Annotated in this window: 20 protein-coding genes; 2 read left to right on the forward strand and 18 right to left on the reverse strand. The window is 61.0% G+C overall.

Translation table 11 applies throughout. From position 1 onward, the window contains the following. Positions 1 to 3: 3 nt before the first annotated feature. The 11 genes from AB8B29_RS11685 to urtA all read right to left on the reverse strand — a co-directional run bounded on the left by AB8B29_RS11685 (position 4) and on the right by urtA (position 8601). Entirely contained in the window at positions 4 to 627 is a 624-nt protein-coding gene (locus tag AB8B29_RS11685) for a Urease operon accessory protein (protein WP_113118515.1), read from the reverse strand. Between the two features lie 17 nt (positions 628 to 644). Further along, positions 645 to 1082, reverse strand: coding sequence for a lysozyme inhibitor LprI family protein (locus AB8B29_RS11690; protein WP_037195182.1), 438 nt, complete (start codon positions 1080 to 1082; stop codon positions 645 to 647). A 17-nt stretch (positions 1083 to 1099) separates the two neighbouring features. Then, positions 1100 to 1405, reverse strand: coding sequence for an urease subunit beta (locus AB8B29_RS11695; protein WP_037195184.1), 306 nt, complete (start codon positions 1403 to 1405; stop codon positions 1100 to 1102). A gap of 11 nt (positions 1406 to 1416) precedes the next feature. Next, positions 1417 to 1671, reverse strand: a complete 255-nt coding sequence (locus tag AB8B29_RS11700; protein ID WP_037195186.1) for a DUF1272 domain-containing protein — start codon at positions 1669 to 1671, stop codon at positions 1417 to 1419. A 7-nt stretch (positions 1672 to 1678) separates the two neighbouring features. Then, positions 1679 to 1981, reverse strand: a complete 303-nt coding sequence (locus AB8B29_RS11705) for an urease subunit gamma (RefSeq protein WP_034503828.1) — start codon at positions 1979 to 1981, stop codon at positions 1679 to 1681. A gap of 31 nt (positions 1982 to 2012) precedes the next feature. Beyond that, on the reverse strand, positions 2013 to 2834 hold the full coding sequence (locus tag AB8B29_RS11710) for an urease accessory protein UreD (RefSeq protein WP_037195190.1): 822 nt from the start codon (positions 2832 to 2834) through the stop codon (positions 2013 to 2015). A 165-nt stretch (positions 2835 to 2999) separates the two neighbouring features. Continuing rightward, a complete protein-coding gene (gene urtE, locus AB8B29_RS11715) occupies positions 3000 to 3695 on the reverse strand; it encodes an urea ABC transporter ATP-binding subunit UrtE (RefSeq protein WP_113118451.1) in 696 nt (231 codons plus the stop codon). A 1-nt stretch (position 3696) separates the two neighbouring features. Next, positions 3697 to 4452: an urea ABC transporter ATP-binding protein UrtD gene (urtD, locus tag AB8B29_RS11720; RefSeq protein WP_037195194.1), complete on the reverse strand. Its 756-nt coding sequence runs from the start codon at positions 4450 to 4452 to the stop codon at positions 3697 to 3699. A gap of 4 nt (positions 4453 to 4456) precedes the next feature. Continuing rightward, positions 4457 to 5617, reverse strand: coding sequence for an urea ABC transporter permease subunit UrtC (gene urtC / locus AB8B29_RS11725; protein ID WP_037195196.1), 1161 nt, complete (start codon positions 5615 to 5617; stop codon positions 4457 to 4459). Then, positions 5614 to 7239, reverse strand: coding sequence for an urea ABC transporter permease subunit UrtB (urtB, locus tag AB8B29_RS11730; protein ID WP_080760680.1), 1626 nt, complete (start codon positions 7237 to 7239; stop codon positions 5614 to 5616). Before urtB ends, urtC begins: the two co-directional genes overlap by 4 nt. A 72-nt stretch (positions 7240 to 7311) precedes the next feature. After that, the gene (gene urtA, locus AB8B29_RS11735; RefSeq protein ID WP_037195197.1) at positions 7312 to 8601 is read right to left on the reverse strand and encodes an urea ABC transporter substrate-binding protein; all 1290 of its coding nucleotides are present in this window, start codon (positions 8599 to 8601) and stop codon (positions 7312 to 7314) included. A 228-nt stretch (positions 8602 to 8829) separates the two neighbouring features. Here urtA and AB8B29_RS11740 point away from each other — a divergent pair, with 228 nt between their 5' ends. Both AB8B29_RS11740 and AB8B29_RS11745 read left to right on the forward strand, forming a co-directional pair. Continuing rightward, entirely contained in the window at positions 8830 to 12219 is a 3390-nt protein-coding gene (locus AB8B29_RS11740; RefSeq protein ID WP_047638733.1) for an ATP-binding protein, read from the forward strand. Beyond that, complete coding sequence (locus tag AB8B29_RS11745) at positions 12212 to 13135, forward strand: response regulator transcription factor (protein ID WP_037195201.1); 924 nt, start codon at positions 12212 to 12214, stop codon at positions 13133 to 13135. The genes AB8B29_RS11740 and AB8B29_RS11745 overlap by 8 nt, the downstream gene beginning before the upstream one ends. A gap of 39 nt (positions 13136 to 13174) precedes the next feature. On the opposite strand, the gene AB8B29_RS11750 is transcribed toward AB8B29_RS11745, so the two are convergent. From AB8B29_RS11750 to AB8B29_RS11780, 7 genes are all read right to left on the reverse strand, one after another. After that, on the reverse strand, positions 13175 to 14146 hold the full coding sequence (locus tag AB8B29_RS11750; RefSeq protein ID WP_037195202.1) for a 2-hydroxyacid dehydrogenase: 972 nt from the start codon (positions 14144 to 14146) through the stop codon (positions 13175 to 13177). A 150-nt stretch (positions 14147 to 14296) separates the two neighbouring features. Then, on the reverse strand, positions 14297 to 15418 hold the full coding sequence (locus tag AB8B29_RS11755) for a branched-chain amino acid ABC transporter substrate-binding protein (RefSeq protein WP_037195203.1): 1122 nt from the start codon (positions 15416 to 15418) through the stop codon (positions 14297 to 14299). A gap of 184 nt (positions 15419 to 15602) precedes the next feature. Next, positions 15603 to 15956: a DUF6867 family protein gene (locus AB8B29_RS11760; RefSeq protein ID WP_037195204.1), complete on the reverse strand. Its 354-nt coding sequence runs from the start codon at positions 15954 to 15956 to the stop codon at positions 15603 to 15605. Positions 15957 to 15980: 24 nt separating this feature from the next. Continuing rightward, positions 15981 to 16709: an ABC transporter ATP-binding protein gene (locus AB8B29_RS11765; RefSeq protein WP_037195206.1), complete on the reverse strand. Its 729-nt coding sequence runs from the start codon at positions 16707 to 16709 to the stop codon at positions 15981 to 15983. Continuing rightward, positions 16709 to 17581 (reverse strand): ABC transporter ATP-binding protein, encoded by an 873-nt coding sequence (locus tag AB8B29_RS11770; RefSeq protein WP_047562409.1) that lies wholly within the window; start codon positions 17579 to 17581, stop codon positions 16709 to 16711. Before AB8B29_RS11770 ends, AB8B29_RS11765 begins: the two co-directional genes overlap by 1 nt. Beyond that, positions 17581 to 19005, reverse strand: a complete 1425-nt coding sequence (gene livM, locus AB8B29_RS11775; RefSeq protein ID WP_037195210.1) for a high-affinity branched-chain amino acid ABC transporter permease LivM — start codon at positions 19003 to 19005, stop codon at positions 17581 to 17583. The genes AB8B29_RS11770 and livM overlap by 1 nt, the downstream gene beginning before the upstream one ends. A 4-nt stretch (positions 19006 to 19009) precedes the next feature. After that, positions 19010 to 19912 (reverse strand): branched-chain amino acid ABC transporter permease, encoded by a 903-nt coding sequence (locus AB8B29_RS11780; protein ID WP_037195212.1) that lies wholly within the window; start codon positions 19910 to 19912, stop codon positions 19010 to 19012. Positions 19913 to 20066: the final 154 nt, after the last annotated feature.

Consider the following 20066-nt stretch of genomic DNA (forward strand, 5'->3'; position numbering starts at 1 on the left):
GAATCAGTCTCCTTCGGAGGCAGAGATAAGGGTCGTATCGGCGAGGCGCTTCAGGCGGCCCCGGGACACATAGCCGTCCACCAGCCGCTTCTCGGCGGCAAAGGGATGGCCGTCCCAGCCCGTATGGCTGAAGCCGGTAATGGCGATATCGTCGTCGGGGTGGTGCAAGAGTACGTCCGCGATCACGATCATGCCGCTGCTCGGCGCCACATAGGCGCCGGGCTCGTAGGCCGCCAGCGCCGCATCGACGCTGTCATGGACGGACCGGTCGATCACGACATGACGCTTGCCCGTCGCATGGCAGAAGGCGGTGAATTGATCGGTATAGTCGTCGCAGAAATCATCGAGTTCCGGATGCGACAGCGCCAGCGGCGCACGCAGGGCAGCGAATTTACCGGGATCGCGCACGCTCCAGATTTCGGAGGCGGAGGCGACGGCTGGGCTCTTGCGCCATTCGGCCGAACCCAGCATGGCGCGCGCCGGCCGGCCGGTATTGCAAACCGCGACGACATGGGTCCGGCTGCCGCCGGCACCCATGGAGCGGCAATCGTTGAAGCGGATCACCAGATCGGCGGCGTCGATCTCTTCCGTGACCCCTTCCGCAATCTCACCGTTGCCGACGATCATGATCGTGCGCTTCGCGCTCACTGCGCGCCCTCCGATCCATCTGCCAGCACCTTCAGCTCCTTGGTCCGCTGCTGCGTCAAAGTCGTCTTGCAACCGGAAACGAGCAGCGGCTCCATCGTTCCGCCCCGGGCTTCGAAACCTTCCGCCTCGCACTGGCTGTCACGGAAATCGATCCAGGCGCGCTGTGCCTTCACCAATGCCTTTTCCGCGCCCTTGATATCGGCGTCGAGGTCGGCATCTATCGCGACCATGGCGGTACGGGTCTTCTTGTATTGCTCGTTCAGCGCCTTGTCGGCCCTCTGAAAATCGAGGGCGGCGCAGGTGTTCATATCCGTCTGCGTCTGGGCATTCTTGCAATCGATTTTCGGTTGATCCGCGTCGCTTTGCGCAAACGCCTGACCGCACATCAAAACCGCCGCAACAAACGGACCGAATGCAACCAATTTCAAAGACATGTCGCTCCCCCGCGAGCCTAGAGCTTGCCCATGACCTGCTGCCGAAAGCCATAGACTTCGCGCTTGCCGGAAAGTGGGATGAGCGTCACCGAGCGCGTCTGGCCCGGCTCGAAACGCACCGCGGTGCCGGCGGGAATATCGAGCCGCATGCCCTTCGCCCTGTCGCGATCGAAGGATAGGCCGCCGTTCGTTTCGGCAAAATGATAGTGGCTGCCGACCTGCACCGGCCTGTCGCCGGTATTGGAAACCTCAAGCGTTACTGTGGGTGCACCGACATTGAGTTCGATATCGCCGCTTGCGGCAATGATTTCGCCTGGGATCATGGTCTTTCTCCTTATGCAGCCCGGACGGGCGCACAGCCTTCCGCTTTCAGAACACGTTTGGTCGACGCAGGATATTTGGCGAGCAACGCCGCCGGGCGAATGGGACGCTGAACGAGTTCGCCGCCGCAATTCGGGCAGATGCCGCCGAGAACATTACCGACGCAATTAACGCAGAACGTGCACTCGAAGGTGCAGATCATCGCATCAAGGCTTTCCGGCGGCAAATTCCGGTCGCAGCATTCGCAATTGGGTCTGAGTTCCAGCATCGCAACCTCAGCGGATTGGTTCGTGCACGGTCACCAGCTTGGTTCCATCCGGAAACGTCGCCTCGACCTGTACGTCATGGATCATCTCGGCAATGCCCTCCATCACCTGATCGCGGGTGATGACGTGGGCGCCGGCCTCCATCAGCTCGGCAACCGGACGGCCATCCCGCGCGCCCTCGACCACGAAGTCGGTGATCAGCGCGATGGCCTCGGGATGATTGAGCTTGACGCCACGCTCCAGCCGCCGCCGCGCCACCATTGCCGCCATGGAAATCAGCAGCTTGTCTTTTTCTCTCGGAGTGAGGTTCATCGCCTACCTATGTAATTGCTGTTTTCTCGGACTACAGGTTCCAGACTTTCGGCACTGGCGCTCCGTTGCGCAAGGCGGAAATGATCGGGATCAGGATTTTTCTGAGCGCGAAACCATCGGAGGCCGCAAGCCGCACCACGAGCTTCTCTCTCCAGTGGCTGACGCCTCCCATATGGCTTTCGACAAGCGGCCGGACCTGGCGCAGATAGGTTTCCGCCAGCGGTCCGGCATAAAGCAGCGTCGCGAAGGCGACCTGGCCGCTGAGCACGGCATTCTCGGCCGTCAAAGCCGCAATATCGCCACCAAGCCTCAGTTCCTCGGCATGGATCAGGCGCCCGTCGCGGCGGATGCGCCAACGATCACGGAACAGCCCCTGCACCATCGTCTCGCCCATTGCCTTCCGTCCCAGCAGAATCGCCTCAACGGCAAGAAATTCGGCTGTTTCGTCAAGCTCGACATGCAGCTTGCGAGACAGCGAGGCGCGGTCGAACAGGATGGTTTCCTGCGGCAGCCAATCGACGCGCGCGCCGGCACCGACCCTGATTGATGTCTCCACCACGGCGCTATCGGCCGAAGCCTTGTAGATCTTCTCACAGGCCTGGGTGGTCACGTCAATGCGCGTGCTAGGCCCGGCAACGACGCTCCAATCCATACGGTCACCGCCGGTGAGCCCGCCGGCGGTATTGATGATGACCGCTTCCATGGAACTGTCGAAAGTCTCGGGCAACCGGATCTTCGCCGCTCCTTCCTGGTAAAGCTCGGCAAGACGCGTGCGACCGCCAAGCGACTTGGCCGCCAGATGGCCGCGACCTCGCGCCCTCTGCGGTCTCGTGCTCGCCGCTGCCATTGCCATTCGGTCTCTCCGCTCAACACACCATGCCAATACCCAGGCATTGAAACCCGGCAGGGAATAAACGCAAGCAATTTCTGTGCCTTATGCAATCGCCTGCAATGGCGATCTGCAATAGGCGACGCCCGCTGCATTTTTCACCAGACGCTGAAAAGAAAGGCATTCGCCTCAGACGGTCAGATGTCTGCGGGCTTCAGGTGTATCCAGCGACTCCGCCAGGCCCTCATGCGCGATCTCGCCGCGATCCATGATGTAGACGTAATCGGCAAGCTCGCGGCAGAAATCGAGATATTGCTCGACCAGCAGGATCGCCATACCGGTGGAATCCCTGAGATAGCGGATCGCCCGGCCGATATCCTTGATGATCGATGGCTGAATGCCCTCCGTCGGTTCGTCCAGCACCAATATTTTCGGCCGCGTCACCATGGCCCGCCCGATCGCCAGTTGCTGCTGCTGCCCGCCGGAAAGATCGCCGCCCCGTCGCGACAGCATGGATTTCAGCACCGGAAACAGGCTGTAGATGTCGTCAGGGATATTGCGGTCGCGGCGAGAGACCGGCGCGTAGCCGGTCTCCAGATTTTCCTTCACGGTCAACAGAGGAAAGATCTCGCGGCCCTGCGGCACATAGCCGATGCCCTGCCTGGCGCGGGTAAAGGGCGCCATGCCGTTCAGCGTCACGCCGTTAAAGGCGACCGTGCCAGCCGACAGCGCATGCTGGCCGGTGACGGCGCGCAACAGCGAACTCTTGCCGACGCCGTTGCGCCCAAGGACACAGGTGATCTTGCCCATCTCGGCCTTGATGGAGATGCCGCGCAGCGCCTGTGCCGCGCCATAATGCAGATTTGCGTTTTCGACTGTCAGCATCTCACCGCCCCAAATAATTCTCGATCACCTTCGGATCGCTGCTGACGAAATCGATCGAACCCTCGGCCAGCACCGAGCCTTCCGCCAAACATGTCACCTTGACGCCAAGGTCGCGGATGAAGCCCATGTCGTGCTCGACCACCACGACCGAGCGCGTCTTGGCGATCTCCTTCAGCAAGACCGCTGTCTCCGCCGTCTCCGCATCCGTCATGCCGGCAACGGGCTCGTCCACCAAGAGCAGCTTTGGCTCCTGCGCGAGCAGCATGCCGATCTCCAGCCATTGCTTCTGGCCGTGGGAGAGATTGGCCGCCAGTTCGTCCCGGCGATGCGACAGGCGCACCGTCTCGAGGATTTCGTCGATGCGGTCGCGATCTGCCGGCGTCAGGCGATAGAACAGCGTCGCGAAGACGCCGCGATTGCGGTTGAGCGCCAGTTCGAGATTGTCCCAGACGGTGTGGCTTTCGAAGACGGTCGGCTTCTGGAATTTGCGGCCGATGCCGAGCTGGGCGATATCGGCCTCGTCCTTCTTGGTCAGGTCGACCTGGCCGTTGAAGAACACCTCGCCCTCGTCGGGTCGCGTCTTGCCGGTGATGATATCCATCATCGTGGTCTTGCCGGCGCCGTTCGGGCCGATGATGGCGCGAAGCTCCCCCGGCTCGATGACGATCGACAGCGCATTCAGGGCCTTGAACCCGTCGAACGAGACCGAGACGTTGTTGAGATAAAGCATGCTGTTGGGCTTGATATCCGGGATCATGGTCTCACTCCGCCGCCTGTACGGGCTTGCTGGCTTCGTCTTCCGCGGCTTTGGGCTGCGGGCTCTCCGGCTTGCGCCCTCTGCCGATGTAGGGAGCGATCGTTCCGACGATGCCCTTGGGCAGGAACAGCGTCACCGCGACGAACAGGCCGCCGAGCGCAAACAGCCAGAAGCTCGGGAACAGGCCGGTGAAAACCGTCTTGCCGCCATTGACGAGGATGGCGCCGATGATCGGGCCGATCAGCGTTGCCCGGCCGCCAACCGCCGTCCAGATGACCACTTCGATCGAGTTGGCCGGTGCGAACTCGCCGGGGTTGATGATGCCGATCTGCGGCACATAGAGCGCGCCGGCAATGCCCGCCATCATCGCCGATACCACGAAGACGAAGAGCTTCATGTGCTCGACGCGGTAGCCGAGGAAACGCGTGCGGCTTTCCGCGTCGCGCACGCCGACCAGCACCTTGCCGAACTTCGAGCGCACGATGGCCGAGGACAGCATCAGCGCCAGCGCCAGGATCAGCGCTGTGATGGCGAAGAGCACGGCGCGCGTCCCGTCGGCCTGGATGTTGAAACCGAGGATATCCTTGAAGTCGGTCAGACCGTTGTTGCCGCCAAAGCCCATGTCGTTGCGGAAGAAGGCGAGCAGCAGGGCATAGGTCATCGCCTGCGTGATGATCGACAGATAGACGCCGTTGACGCGTGAGCGGAAGGCGAACCAGCCAAAGATGAAGGCAAGGAGGCCGGGTGCCGCCAGCACCATGATCATGGCGAACCAGAAATGGTCGAAGCCGTACCAGAACCATGGCAGTTCCTTCCAGTTCAGGAAGACCATGAAGTCAGGCAGGATCGGGTTGCCATAGGTGCCGCGCGAGCCGATCTGCCGCATCAGATACATGCCCATCGCATAGCCGCCGAGCGCGAAGAAGGCGCCGTGGCCGAGCGAGAGAATGCCGCAATAGCCCCAGACGAGGTCGAGCGCCAAGGCGAGCAGCGCATAGGTCAGATACTTGCCGAGCAACGACATCAGGTAGGTCGGCACATGCAGTGCGCTGGTTTCCGGCAGAGCCAAGTTCGACAGTGGCACGAGGAAGGCGACGGCGATCAATATCGCGATGGCGATGCTGATGCGGCGGTCGAGAGAGCGGAGGATGAAGGCCGTGATCATGCTTCCACCGCCCTTCCCTTGAGCGCGAACAGACCGCGCGGACGCTTCTGGATGAAGAGGATGATGAGGACGAGCACGAGGATCTTGCCGAGCACCGCCCCCGCATAGGGCTCGAGGAACTTGTTGAGAATGCCGAGCGAGAAAGCGCCGACCAGCGTGCCCCAGAGATTGCCGACCCCGCCGAACACCACGACCATGAAGCTGTCGATGATGTAGCTCTGGCCAAGGTTCGGCGAGACGTTGTCGATCTGCGAGAGCGCGACACCCGCCATGCCGGCAATGCCGGAACCCAGAGCAAAGGTGAAGGCATCGACCCAGGGCGTGCGAATGCCCATGGAGGAAGCCATGCGCCTGTTCTGCGTCACCGCCCGCATCTGCAGGCCGAAGGCGGAACGCTTCAGCAGCAACAGCAGCGCCACGAAGACACCGAGCGCGAAGACGATGATCCAGAGACGGTTCCAGGTGACGGAGAGATAGCCGAGATCGAAGGAACCCGACATCCAGGAGGGATTGCCGACTTCCTGATTGGTCGGCCCGAAGATAGAACGTACCGCCTGCTGCAGGATCAGCGAGATGCCCCAGGTGGCAAGCAGCGTCTCCAGCGGCCGGCCGTAGAGAAAGCGGATGACGCCGCGCTCGATGACGAGGCCGACAGCGCCGGTCACGATGAAGGCGACCGGCAAGGCGATCGCCAGCGACCAGTCGAAGAGTTCCGGATAGGATGTGCGGATGACGCTCTGGACCATGAAGGTGGAATAGGCGCCGAGCATCACCATTTCGCCATGCGCCATGTTGATGATGCCCATGACGCCGAAGGTGATGGCAAGGCCGATGGCCGCCAGAAGCAGCACCGAGCCGAGCGACAGGCCGTACCAGACGTTCTGCAACGCATCCCAGAACTTCAACTGTTCCTGGATGCCGGCAATCGCGGCTGCGACGTCCGGCTTGAGACTGTCATCGACGGAAACGGAGGAGAGGATGCCGATGGCATCACGACCGCCCTCGACCTTGATCGTCTCGATTGCGGCCTTCTTGTCTTCCACAGGGCGATCGGAGCTGAGCACGGCAACAGCTCGTGCCCGTTCAAGAGCGACACGAATTTCTGCGTCCTTCTCGTTCTGCAGCGCCGTCTCGACAGCCTCCAGCGAATCCGCGCTCGGCGATTTCAACACCGATTGCGCCGCCTCCAGGCGGACACCGCGATCCGGGCTCATCAGCGTCAAACTGCCGAGAGCCGCACGAACGGCGCGGCGGAGACTGTTGTTGATCTTGATCTTGCCGAGATTGTCCTGGGCTTCCTGCCCGGCCGCCTGCCCCGTAAGTGGGTCCACCAGGGCCATCGCATCGCCGGAGGACTTGGCGATGAAGACCTGGTTGTCGGATTTCCTGATATAGAGATCGCCATCGGAGAAGGCCTGCAGTGCCGGCACGACCTTGGGGTCGCCGGTCTTTGCAAGATTCTGGACGATTGCAGCGGCCTGCTGGAAATTGGCCTGACCGAGCGAATTGATGAGGCCGTGAGCATCCTCCTGGGCGCGCAGGCTCGTGGCCGTCAGCGCCAGCACCAGGCAGAAGCAGGCGACGAGCGCCAAAGCCATGCGGTAAACGAATTTGTCGAACATTGCGCTTGTCCCCTCAAGCTGCCACGGGCAGAAAAGCCTGCCCGCGGCGGTCTTGCGTTACGGCGGCGAAAATCAGGAACCCTTGCCGCCGCACTTGCCGGTGGAAACGTTGAAGTTGCCGCAGTTCATCGGCATGCGCCAATCCGAGATCAGATCCTTGCTGTCGGGCAGATAATCGGACCATTCCTTGCCGACCACTGCAGGGGTCTGCGAAACCACGTCGAACTGGCCGTTCTCCTGCACTTCGCCGATCAGAACCGGCTTGGTGATGTAGTGGTTCGGCATCATGGTGGCGTAACCGCCGGTGAGGTTCGGAACCGAGACGCCGACGAGTGCGTCGATGACCTTATCGGGATCGGTCGTGCCGGCCTTTTCGACCGCCTTCACCCACATGTTGAAGCCGATATAGGCGGCTTCCATCGGGTCGTTGGTCACGCGCTTGTCGTTTTTGGTGTAGGCGTGCCATTCCTTGATGAAGGCGGCATTGGCGGGCGTGTCGACAGACTGGAAGTAGTTCCAGGCGGCCAGATGCCCCACAAGCGGCTTGGTGTCGACGCCGGCCAGTTCCTCTTCGCCGACCGAGAAGGCGACGACCGGGATATCTTCGGCCTTGACGCCCTGGTTGCCCAGTTCCTTGTAGAAGGGCACGTTGGCATCGCCGTTGATGGTCGAGACGACGGCCGTCTTCTTGCCGGCTGCGCCGAAGGCCTTGATCTTCGAGACTTCCGTCTGCCAGTCGGAGAAGCCGAACGGCGTGTAGTTGATGATGATGTCTTCGTCCTTGACGCCCTTGGACTTCAGATAGGCTTCGAGGATCTTGTTGGTCGTGCGCGGATAGACATAGTCGGTGCCTTCGAGCACCCAGCGCTGCACGCCTTCGTTCTTCATCAGGTAGTCGACGGCGGGGATCGCCTGCTGATTGGGAGCAGCACCCGTATAGAAGACGTTGCGCTCGGACTCTTCACCTTCGAACTGAACCGGATAGAACAGGATCGAGTCCAATTCCTTGAAGACGGGCAGAACCGACTTGCGCGACACGGAGGTCCAGCATCCGAAGACGGCCGAGACCTTGTCCTTCTGGATCAGCTCGCGGGCCTTTTCGGCAAAGAGCGGCCAGTCGGAAGCCGGGTCGACGACGACGGGCTCGAGCTTCTTGCCGAGAACGCCGCCCTTCTTGTTCTGCTCGGCGATGAGCATCAGCATGGCGTCCTTGAGCGTCGTTTCCGAAATCGCCATGGTGCCGGAAAGGGAATGAAGGACACCGACCTTGATGGTGTCGTCGGCGGCAAAGGCGCCGTGGAATGCGGTGGTGGACATGATGGCGCCAAGCAGCGCGCCGGAGACGAGAGTCTTCAGTTTCATTTGTGGTTCCCCTCTTTTGTCTGCCGCAACGGCCGGTAACGAAGATTAACCGTTGCCTTCCGCGACTATCCGGCAGCCCCTGGGGAAACCACATACGTAATATGACGTAGGCGCCGGGGCGAAATGTGCAGTCTATGGTGCCCTCATGCCCTTAAGCACGGTATCGATCCATGTTACGACATTTCTGGACTGCCGGAGTACGATGGGCGGGATTGCTGAAGGGTAAGCATGGCTGCGCGGCAACGCATTATTCCTGTGAGACGCGAGTATAACCGCTGGGTCGCGAACCAGACGCTGGAAGACTACGCCCTGCGTTTCACCGCCAAGAGCGCCCGGCAATTCTCCTCGCAACGCATCTCGCAGACGGCGATCGGCGCTATCTCGTTCCTGGCACTGGAAGCGATCGGTGGCGCGATCACGCTATCCTACGGCACGACCAACGCCTTCTACGCTATCGTCGTCGCCAGCATCGTCATGCTGGCGATCGGGCTGCCGATCAGCCGCTATGCCATCCGCCACGGCGTCGACATCGACCTGCTGACGCGCGGCGCGAGTTTCGGCTATATCGGCTCGACCATCACATCGCTGATCTATGCCAGCTTCACCTTCATGCTGTTTGCGATCGAAGCATCGATCATGTCGGGCGCACTGGAGCTGACGCTCGGCATACCCCTGTGGATCGGCTATATCATCAGCGCCGTGATGGTGATCCCGCTGGTGACCTATGGCGTGCGCCTGATCAGCCGGTTCCAGTTGCTGACGCAGCCCTTCTGGATCGTTCTCAACATCCTGCCCTTCGTCTTCATCGCCTTTTCCGACTGGGGGAAATTCGATCTCTGGCGGGCTTTCGCCGGCATTCATCACGCATCGAGCGCGCCGGGAAGTGCCGCACCCTTCGATCTCGTGGAATTCGGCGCCGCCTCCGCCGTCATTCTGGCGCTGATGTCGCAGATCGGCGAGCAGGCCGATTTCCTGCGTTTCCTTCCGCCGGAAGGGCACCGCAAATGGCGCCATCGCCTGGCGATCTTCCTCGCAGGCCCCGGCTGGGTGATCATCGGTGCGCCGAAGCTGCTGGCCGGCTCGTTCCTCGTCGTCTTGACCTTGACCTCAGGCGTGCCAGCCGATCGTGCCGCCGATCCCGCCCAGATGTACCTCACCGCCTTCGGCTACATGATCCCCTGGCACAATGCCGCGCTGCTCCTCATGGCGGCTTTCGTCATGGTCTCGCAGCTGAAGATCAACGTCATGAACGCCTATGCCGGCTCGCTCGCCTGGTCGAACTTCTTTTCGCGACTGACGCACAGCCATCCCGGCCGCGTCATCTGGCTGGTCTTCAACGTCGCCATCGCCCTGCTTTTGATGGAGCTCGGCATCTACCGGCTGCTGGAGGAGACGCTCGGCATCTTCTCGATCATTTCCATGGCCTGGCTCTGCACGATCTCCGCCGATCTCTTCATCAATAAGCCGCTCGGGCTGGCGCCGCCGGGTATCGAATTCAAGCGCGCGCATCTCTATGACATCAATCCGGTCGGCCTCGGCGCCATGGCACTGTCAGCGACGATCTCGCTGATCGCCCATTTCGGCGCTTTCGGCGCGGTCGCCGCCTCGCTTGCGCCCTACATCACCCTGATCGTCGCGCTCATCGCCTCGCCTCTTCTCGCCTGGGCCACCAAGGGCAAATATTATCTGGCCCGCAAGCCGCGCCAGAGCTGGAAGAATCTCTCGACCATCACCTGCTCGATCTGCGAACATCCCTTCGAGCCGGAAGACATGGCCTGGTGCCCGGCCTATGCCGCGCCGATCTGCTCGCTCTGCTGCTCGCTCGACAGCCGCTGCCACGATATGTGCAAGCCGAAAGCACGGCTCAACACGCAAGTCGGCACCGTCGCCAAGACGCTTCTGCCCGAAAGCATCGTCGCCAGGCTCGCCACGCGTCTCGGTCGCTATGGCATCGCTGTCGCCGTGGCATTGACCGCCGTCGGCGCCATCCTGGCGATGATCGCGCATGAGGTCGGCGCCGCCTCGCCCGAAACGGCTGTCGTGGTCAACCGCACCATCCTCATCGTCTTCTTCGTCTTCGCCGTCATCGCCGGCGTCGTCTGCTGGTTCTACGTACTTGCCCATGACAGTCGCGTGGTGGCGGAGGAGGAATCCTCGCGCCAGAACACGCTTCTCTTGAAGGAAATCGCCGCGCACAAGAAGACGGACGCCGCCTTGCAGAGCGCCAAGGAAGTGGCGGAAGCAGCAAACCGCGCCAAGAGCCGTTATGTCGTGGGTCTCAGCCACGAATTGCGCACGCCGCTCAATGCCGTGCTCGGCTACGCCCAGATCCTCGAGCGCGACGAGACCATTCCAGCTCCCCGCCAATCCTCGCTGAAGGTCATCCGCCGCAGCGCCGAGCATCTGTCCGGCCTGATCGACGGGCTGCTCGACATATCGAAGATCGAGGCCGGCCGCCTGCAGGTCTATTCCAACGAGATCAACATCCACGACTTCCTCGACCAGATCGTCGACATGTTCCATCCGCAGGCGCAGGCGAAAGGACTGGCCTTCATCCATGAGCGCTCGGCCGCCCTGCCCGACTATGTTCGCACCGACGAGAAACGCCTGCGGCAGATCCTCGTCAACCTGCTGTCCAATGCCATCAAATTCACCGATGCGGGCACCGTTCGCTTCGAGGTCGGCTACCGCAACCAGGTCGCCACCTTCACCGTTTCGGATACGGGCCGGGGCATCGCCGAAAAGGATCTCACCCGCATCTACGAGCCTTTCCAGCGCGGCGAGGCCGACAGCGTAAGGCCCATGCCCGGCCTCGGCCTCGGCCTGACCATCACGCAATTGCTGACGAATACGCTCGGCGGCGAGATCTCCGTCGCCAGCGAGAAGGACAAGGGCTCGACATTCCGTGTCCGCCTGATGCTGTCGGCCGTGCTTCGCCCGATGAAGCCGCCGCCACAGGAGCAGCGCATCGTCGGTTATGAGGGGCCGCGCCGCACCGTCGTCGTCGTCGATGACAATGAAGACCATCGCGAGCTGATGCGCGAAGTGCTGTCACCGCTCGATTTCATCGTGCTGACCGCTGCCGGCGGTCCCGATTGCCTGACGCTGATCGAAGGCATCAAGCCGGACCTTTTCCTGGTCGATATCTCCATGCCCGGCATGAACGGCTGGCAGCTGGTCTCGCGGCTGAGAGAAAGCGGCCAGACGGCGCCGATCCTGATGCTGTCGGCCAATATCGGCGATGCCGCCGCCGCAGCCGATAGCGACGACAGCCACAATGACGCCGTCTCCAAGCCCATCGACATCCGCCAGCTTCGCGACAAGCTCGCCCTGCATCTCGGCCTCAAGTGGGCATATGCCGACGCATCGGCCCCGGTCGCCCCGAAACCGCCACCGCCCTTGAAGAGCCCGGGGATGGAGCATGTGCACGAATTGATGCGGCTGGGCGAGATCGGCTATGTCAGAGGCATCGAGGCAAAACTTTCCGACCTCGCCAAGCTGGACGAAAACAAGCCCTTCACCGACGCTTTGCGCACCTATGTCCAGGCCTTCGATCTTGGCGGCTTCCTGGAAGCACTGCGTACCTTCGACAACGAAAAGGTAGAACAGATTGGCTGAGCCCACCCTGCCCCGCGATATAGTCTTGCTGGTGGACGATTCGCCGGAGGCGCTCGGCTTCCTGACCGATGCCCTCGAACAATCCGGCTTCTCGGTGCTGATCGCCACGTCGGGATCGGCGGCGCTGAATATCGTCGAGCGTATCACGCCCGACCTCATCCTGCTCGATGCCGTCATGCCGTCGATGGATGGTTTCGAGACCTGCCGCCGGCTGAAGGCCAATGCGGGCATCGCCCAGATTCCCGTCGTCTTCATGACCGGCCTCACCGAGACCGAGCATGTGGTGCACGCACTGGAATCCGGCGGCGTCGATTATCTCACCAAGCCGATCAATGTCGACGAGCTGCGCGCCCGCATCCGCGTTCACCTGCGCAATGCCCGCTCTGCCCAGAGTGCGCGAGTGGCGCTCGATGCCGCAGGTCGTCATCTCTTGGCGGTCAAAGGCAATGGTTCGATCCATTGGTCGACGCCGCAGGCGACACGCCTCATCAACGCCGCCACCGGCAGCGACGACGGCCTCGATCTCGCGTCGAAACACATCGCTGCCTTCATGCTCGAACGCGAACGGCTCGGCCCGGCGCGCGACAACATCGTTTCGATCAGCAATGGCGGTCAGGCCGCCCTCCAATTCGCTTTCCTCGGCGCCATCGGCCCCGACGAATACCTGTTTCGCCTGACGGCAACCAATCAACGCGCCGACGACGAGATCCTGCGCCAGCACTTCTCGCTGACGCAACGCGAATCCGAGGTGCTGCTATGGATCGCCAAGGGCAAATCCAACCGCGACATCGGCGAAATCCTTGGGCTTTCAGCCCGCACGGTGAACAAGCATCTGGAGCAGATCTACGTGAAGCTCGGGGTGGAAAACCGGGCGTCCGCCGCCGTCAAGGCCGCTCATGTGCTGCACGAGATCTAGATGCGATCACCCTTCTCCTCGCCTTGCGGGGCGAAGGAGCTAGACCACCCGATCTGGCGGCTCGCGCCCCGCAAAGAAGGCGGTGATGTTGTCCACCACCTTCATGCCCATGGCCGTGCGCGTCTCTTCGGTGGCGCTGCCGAGATGCGGCAGAAGCACCACGTTGTCCATCGCTCTCAACCGCTCCGGCACGTTCGGTTCCGCCTCGTAAACGTCGAGACCGGCGCCGCGGATCGTGCCCAGCTCAAGCGCCGAGATCAGCGCTGCCTCATCGACGACATCACCGCGCGCAGTATTGATCAGGAAGGCGCTCCGCTTCATTGCGGCAAAACGGGCGGCATTCATCAGGTGATGGTTTTCCGCACCGCCGGGGCAATGCAGGGAGACGAAGTCGGAGACTGCAAGCACATCCTCCACCGTCGGCAATTGCATAGCGCCATAGCGCGCGGCTTCCATCGGATCGATAGCGGAGCGACTATGGAAGACGACATCCATGCCGAAACCGAAATGGCAGCGCTGCGCGAACGCCCTGCCGATGCGGCCGAAGCCGATGATGCCGACGGTCTTGCCGGTAACCTTGGTGCCGACCAGATGTGTGGGCCGCCAGCCGGTCCACGCGCCGGCGCGCAATTCCCGCTCGCCCTCCCCGCCACGGCGGGCGACGGACAGCAACAGCAGCATGGCGATATCGGCGGTGCAATCCGTCAGCACGCCGGGCGTATTGGTGACAACGATACCCTTCGCCCGGGCGGCGGCGATATCGATGTGATTGAAGCCGACACCGAAATTGCCGAGGATCTTCGTCCTGATCGCATCACCCTCGAAAAGGGCTGCCGGAAGCTTGTCGGAAACGGTCGGCAGAACCGCATCATAAGCTCGCAGCGCCTCGTGCAGCTGCCCCGCATCAAGAGCAATGTCATCCTTATTCAGCGTGACGTCGAAGCGCTCTGAAAGGACCGCTTCGACCGTAGCAGGCCAGCGCCGGGTAACGAGAATACGGGGTCTGCTCATGCTGCACCTCCTCCTGTCGATATCGGGCAGACTTAAAGCAGGTTCGCCGCGAAGAAAATGGCGATCCTCTGCCGGGAACAATGAAAAAAGCCCGGCCAATGGCCGGGCTCCTCAGATCGAACGAATGCCGGCAAGCCGGCAGCGCGAAGATTACTTCGAGATTTCGTCGTAGCTATACTTGCCGTCGGAACCCTTGGACCACTTGTACATGACGTAGTCCGGACGGGTGATGTCGCCCTTGGCATTGAAGCCGAGTTCGCCGATGGCAGTCTTGTACGGACCCTTTGCCTTCATCGCGTCGGCAACAGCCATCGGGTCGTTGGAACCGGCAGCCTTGGCAGCGGCGGCAATGACCTGCAGAGCAGAGTAGGAGTACAGCGTGTAGCCTTCCGGCTCGTAGCCGGCAGCGCGGAACTTGGCGACGAGATCGGTGGAAGCCGGGTTCTTGCGCGGATCCGGAGCGAAGGTCATCAGCGTGCCGTTGACGGCGTCGCCTGCGATCGAAGCAAGTTCGTTCGACACGATACCGTCACCGGACATGAAATGAGCCTTGACGCCCTGGTCGGCCATCTGACGCATGATCAGGCCGGCTTCGGTGTGCAGACCGCCGTAGTAGACGAAATCGACGCCGGCTTGCTTCATCTTGGCGATGAGGGCCGAATAGTCCTTGTCGCCGGGGGTGATGCCTTCATAAAGAACTTCCGTCACGCCAGCGGCGTTGAGGTTCTTCTTGGTTTCGTCAGCGAGGCCCTGGCCATAGGGGGTCTTGTCGTGAACGACGGCAACCTTGGCACCCTTGAAATTGTCGGCGATATACTTGCCGGCAACTGCGCCCTGCTGGTCGTCACGACCGCAGGTACGGAAGGTGTTCCAGAGGCCGCGCTCCGTAAATTGCGGGTTGGTGGAAGCCGGGGTAATCTGGAGAATACCGTTTTCGGCGTACACTTCCGAAGCCGGGATGGAAACGCCCGAGTTGAAGTGACCGACAACGAACTTCACGCCGTCAGCGACGAACTTGTTGGCGACCGAAACGCCCTGCTTCGCGTCCGAGACGTCGTCGCCGAGTTCGATCTTGACCTTTTCCCCGTTGATGCCGCCGGCTGCGTTGATATCGGCAGCAGCCTGCTCGGCACCCTTCTGGAGCTGCGCACCAAACGCAGCATTCGGGCCCGTCAAGGGACCACCAACGCCGATGATGATGTCGGCCTTCGCGACGCCGCCGAACGCGATCATTGCCGACAAAGCCACCGCCGACAGAAGATACTTCTTCATATTGTTACTCCCAATTTTTAAGCGGGTTCCGTTTGATTTGCCCTGCGCGATACCCACCAATCATCACGCCGGTAACGCTTGTATTCCGAATACTTAAAGCATGATCCCGTCAGGTGTCATTCGTTTTTATAAGACAGGATTACGCCGATGTCGCACGCAGACTGTGCCTAGTTTAGGCACAGTGTCAATTCTTCTTCTTCCATGAAAAGGCTGAGGTCTTTTCATAGAGCCAGTAATAATTATTGACCATTTGGTCGGTGCGCCGATAGCGATATCCGGCCGTCGCGAAGATCAGCAGCAGAACCACGTCGAGAGCATAGTTTCCGAGATCGAAGACTGGCCCGTTGAACAAGGCGTGGTGCAGAAATTGCAGCCCGAGCCCGACCAGGAAGGTGTAGATCACCGCCAACGGATAGGAATCCCAGTTGGAGGCCACTGCCCGGCCCGCGCGCCAGGCCGTCCAGAAGCCGAGGAGGACGATGATCGCGCGGATGACGATGCGGCCGCCGGTATCGCTTTCGAAGAAAATTCCCTGCATATCAAATTCTCCGCAAAACGAGGCTCAATGATGCCCGCCTTCGAGATAGGCGGCGCGCACTTCCGGATTGGCAAGCAATTCCTTGCCCGAACCGCTCATCGTCACCCGTCCGTTGACCATCACATAGCCACGGTCGGAAAGCTTCAGCGCCGCAAAGGCATTCTGCTCGACGAGGAACACCGTGAGCCCCTGGGTCTTGTTCAGAACCTTGATGGCTTCGAAGATGCCCTTGACGATCAACGGCGCAAGGCCGAGCGAAGGCTCATCCAGCAAAAGCAGCTTGGGACGCGCCATCAGCGCGCGACCGATCGACAGCATCTGCTGCTCTCCGCCCGACAGCGTGCCGCCGCGCTGCGACTGACGCTCCTTCAGGCGCGGGAACAGCGTGAAGATCTTCTCGACGTCCTCGTTGAAATATTTGAGCTTGTCGAGGCTCGCGCCCATCTGCAGGTTTTCATAGACGGTCATGCGCGGGAAAATGCGCCGGCCTTCCGGCGATTGGGCGATGCGAAGCCGCGCAATCTCATGCGTCGGCATGCGAGTGATATCGCGCCCCTCGAAGATGACCGAGCCGCTGCGCGCCTGCGGGCTGCCGCAGATCGTCATCATGAGCGTCGACTTGCCGGCGCCGTTCGCACCGATCAAACTGACGATCTCGCCGCTGTTGACTTCGATATCGACGCCGGCAAGGGCACGGATATTGCCGTAATAGGTCTCGACGCCCTCAACTTTCAGAAGCGGTTGCCCCGTCATCAATGTTCGCCCTCTTGGAGGTGCTCGACTTCGGCAATCACCTCTTCCACTTCTTCATCCTCGACACCCAGATAGGCCGCGATCACCCTCGGATCGTTCTTGACCTGATCCGGCGTACCATCGGCGATCTTCTGTCCGTATTCGAGCACGACGACATGATCGGAGATTTCCATCACCACCGACATGTCATGCTCGATCAGAAGGATCGACGTTCCGGTATCCTTGCGGATGTTGCGCAGGAACTCGTTGAGCACCAGGGACTCGCGAGGATTGAGACCGGCCGCCGGCTCGTCTAGGCAAAGCATCTCCGGGCCTGTGCACATGGCGCGGGCGATTTCCAGACGGCGCTGGGCACCATAGGAGAGGTCGCCGGCGGGATCGTCGGCCCGGTCGATGAGATCGGCCTTCTCGAGCCAGAAGCGCGCGAGTTCGATGGCATTCTTGGCTTCTGCCCTATAGCGGCCGATGCCGAGCAGCCCGAGGATCGTGTAGCCGGAGGCGCGCATCAGCTTGTTGTGCTGCGCCACCAGCAGGTTTTCGAGCACCGTCAGGCCCGAAAACAGGCGGATGTTCTGGAAGGTACGCGCCACCTTGGCTTCGCGCGTGATCCGGAAATCCGGAAGCCGCTCCAGAAGATATTCCTTGCCGCTTTTCTGTTGAAGCGTGATCATGCCCATCGTCGGCTTGTAGAAGCCCGTGATGCAGTTGAACACGGTCGTCTTCCCAGCGCCGTTCGGTCCGATCAACGCGGTGATGTCGCCACGCTTCGCCTCGAAAGAGAGATCGTTGATCGCCATCAGGCCGCCGAACCTCATCGACAGGTGATCGACCTTCAGCAGGATGTCGTCGGGGGTTGCGGTCACAGCGTTCATCAGCCGTGGCCCTCCTTGGTAAAGCTGCCCGAGACCGCTTTCCGCTCCTTGAGGAAGGCGGTCGGCTCGCGGGTGCCGACGAAGCCGCGCGGCTTGAGGATCATCACGACGACCATGGCGAGCCCGAAGATCAGCATGCGATACAGTTCGGGAGTGAAATCGGGACCGAAGCCGGGAATGATCGTCGTATTGCCCACGACCAGACCGGTCTTAAGGAAATCCATATCGCGCAGCAATTCCGTACCGCCGATCATGGCGATCGCCGCAATGGCGATGCCCTTCAGCGAGCCCATTCCGCCAAGAACGACGATCGCCAGAATCACCGCAGACTCGAGGAACACGAAGGATTCCGGCGAGACGAAGCCTTGACGGGCTGCGAAGAATGAACCTGCAAAACCGCCGAACATGGCGCCGGTGGCGAAGGCAGTCAGCTTCGTCGTCACCGTATTGATGCCGAGCGAGCGGCAGGCGATCTCGTCTTCGCGCAGAGCTTCCCATGCACGGCCGATCGGCATGCGGCGCAGCCGGATCGTCACATAGGCAGTCAGCGCGCAGAGCGCCAGGGCGACGTAAAAGAGGAAGATCTTGTACCAAGCCGACGAGAACGGCAGGCCGAAGCTGCGGATGAAGTTGTGCGGGTCCTTGGTATCGAAGGTGTAGATGCCGAACATCGATGCCTTGGTAATATTGGAAATACCGAAGCTGCCCTTCGTCACGTCAGTCCAGTTCGTCAGGACGATGCGGATGATCTCACCGAAAGCCAGCGTCACGATCGCCAGATAGTCGCCGCGCAGGCGCAGAACCGGGAAACCGAGGATCATGCCCCAAAGCCCGGCAAAGATGCCGGAGAGCGGCAGCAGTATCCAGAACGACAGACCGAAATGCGTCGAGAGCAGCGCGTAGGAATAGGCGCCGACCGCATAGAAGGCGACATAGCCGAGGTCGAGCAGCCCCGCCAGACCGACGACGATGTTCAGGCCCCAGGCAAGCATCACGTAGATGAGGATCTGGATGCCGAAGTTGTCGACATAGGTCAGAGACCCCTGTGGACCGAAAAGCGCCAGTGCCAGCATCGGATAGATAAGCAGGAAAACCAGCGCTATCGCGTTGAAATTCTTACCGACGAAACCCTGCTCGGTCACGACTGGCGCAACCTTGGCTTTCTCGGCCTTTCTAGCCTCCAGACGGGGCCGCACGAACACCGTCATCACGAAGCGTCCTACCGCCGCAATGGCGACGATGATGGCCAAGAGGCCCCAGCGCTGGACGATAACCAGCTTGTTGTCCATGTTCTGATCGGTCTTCAGGCCGATATAGAGCACGAACATCCCAAAGGCGATCAGCGCGGTCCAGAGGGCATCCGTAATCCCTTTCTGGACAAGGCCGGGCGCGGTCTTGTCTGCAACGAAATTTGAATTTGCCATGGCGTTATACCTTTTCGACTTCCGGCCGCCCGAGAATGCCGGTTGGCTTGAAGATCAGAACGAAAGCCAGGATGCCGAATGTCGCGACATCCTTATACGCGATGGGAAAATTACCCGACCAGAACGACTCGATGAAGCCAATCATCAGGCCGCCGAGGACAGCGCCAGGCAGCGAACCGATGCCGCCGAGAACCGCCGCGGTGAACGCCTTGACGCCGGGAGTGAAGCCGTCGGCGAAGTTGGCGACGCCATAGTACATCAGATACATCGTGCCGGCGACGGCGGCGAGCGCGGCGCCCATGATGAAGGTGACGGAAATGGTGCGGTCGACATTGATGCCGAGCAGCGCCGCCATCTTGCGGTCCTGCTCCGTGGCGCGCTGGGCACGACCGAGCGCAGTCTTGTTGACCAGATACCAGAAGGCGGCAAGCAGAACGACCGTTATGATGAAGATGATGATCTGCTTCAGCGACAGCGACACGGCGCCGAAGTTGTAGACATCACCCACCAGCGTCGGGATCGGCTTGTTGCGCGGACCCTGAGCAACCTGGATGAAGTTCGACAATACGATCGACATGCCGATTGCCGTGATCAGCGGCGCGAGGCGGAAGGAACCGCGCAGCGGTCGGTAGGCGATACGCTCGATCACCCAGTTCCAAAGGCTCGTCATCAGCATAGCGACGATCAGCATCACCAAGAGCAAGACCGCCACCGGCAAGCCGGCGAAGAGCGACACGAGAACCAGATAGGTGATGAGAGCGGCAAAGCCGCCGAGCATGAAAACATCACCATGGGCAAAATTGATCATGCCGATGATGCCGTAAACCATGGTGTAACCAATGGCGATCAGGCCATAGATAGACCCGAGAGTCAGCCCGTTTAGGAGCTGCTGGATAAAATAATCCATATGTCATTTCCCCTGGATGCGGCGTCAATCGACCGCACCTCTTATTACTTTTAGGGTTTCCTTCATGAGGACCCGTGGGGGCGATTCCATACCGCTTTCGAGGGAAATGTGAAGCCAAAAAGGCAAGAAATTGACAAATTCTTTTCAAATCGCC

Source organism: Rhizobium sp. 11_C7_N12_5 (genome assembly GCF_051811145.1).
In the GTDB taxonomy this organism is placed as follows: Bacteria; Pseudomonadota; Alphaproteobacteria; order Rhizobiales; family Rhizobiaceae; genus Rhizobium; species Rhizobium lusitanum.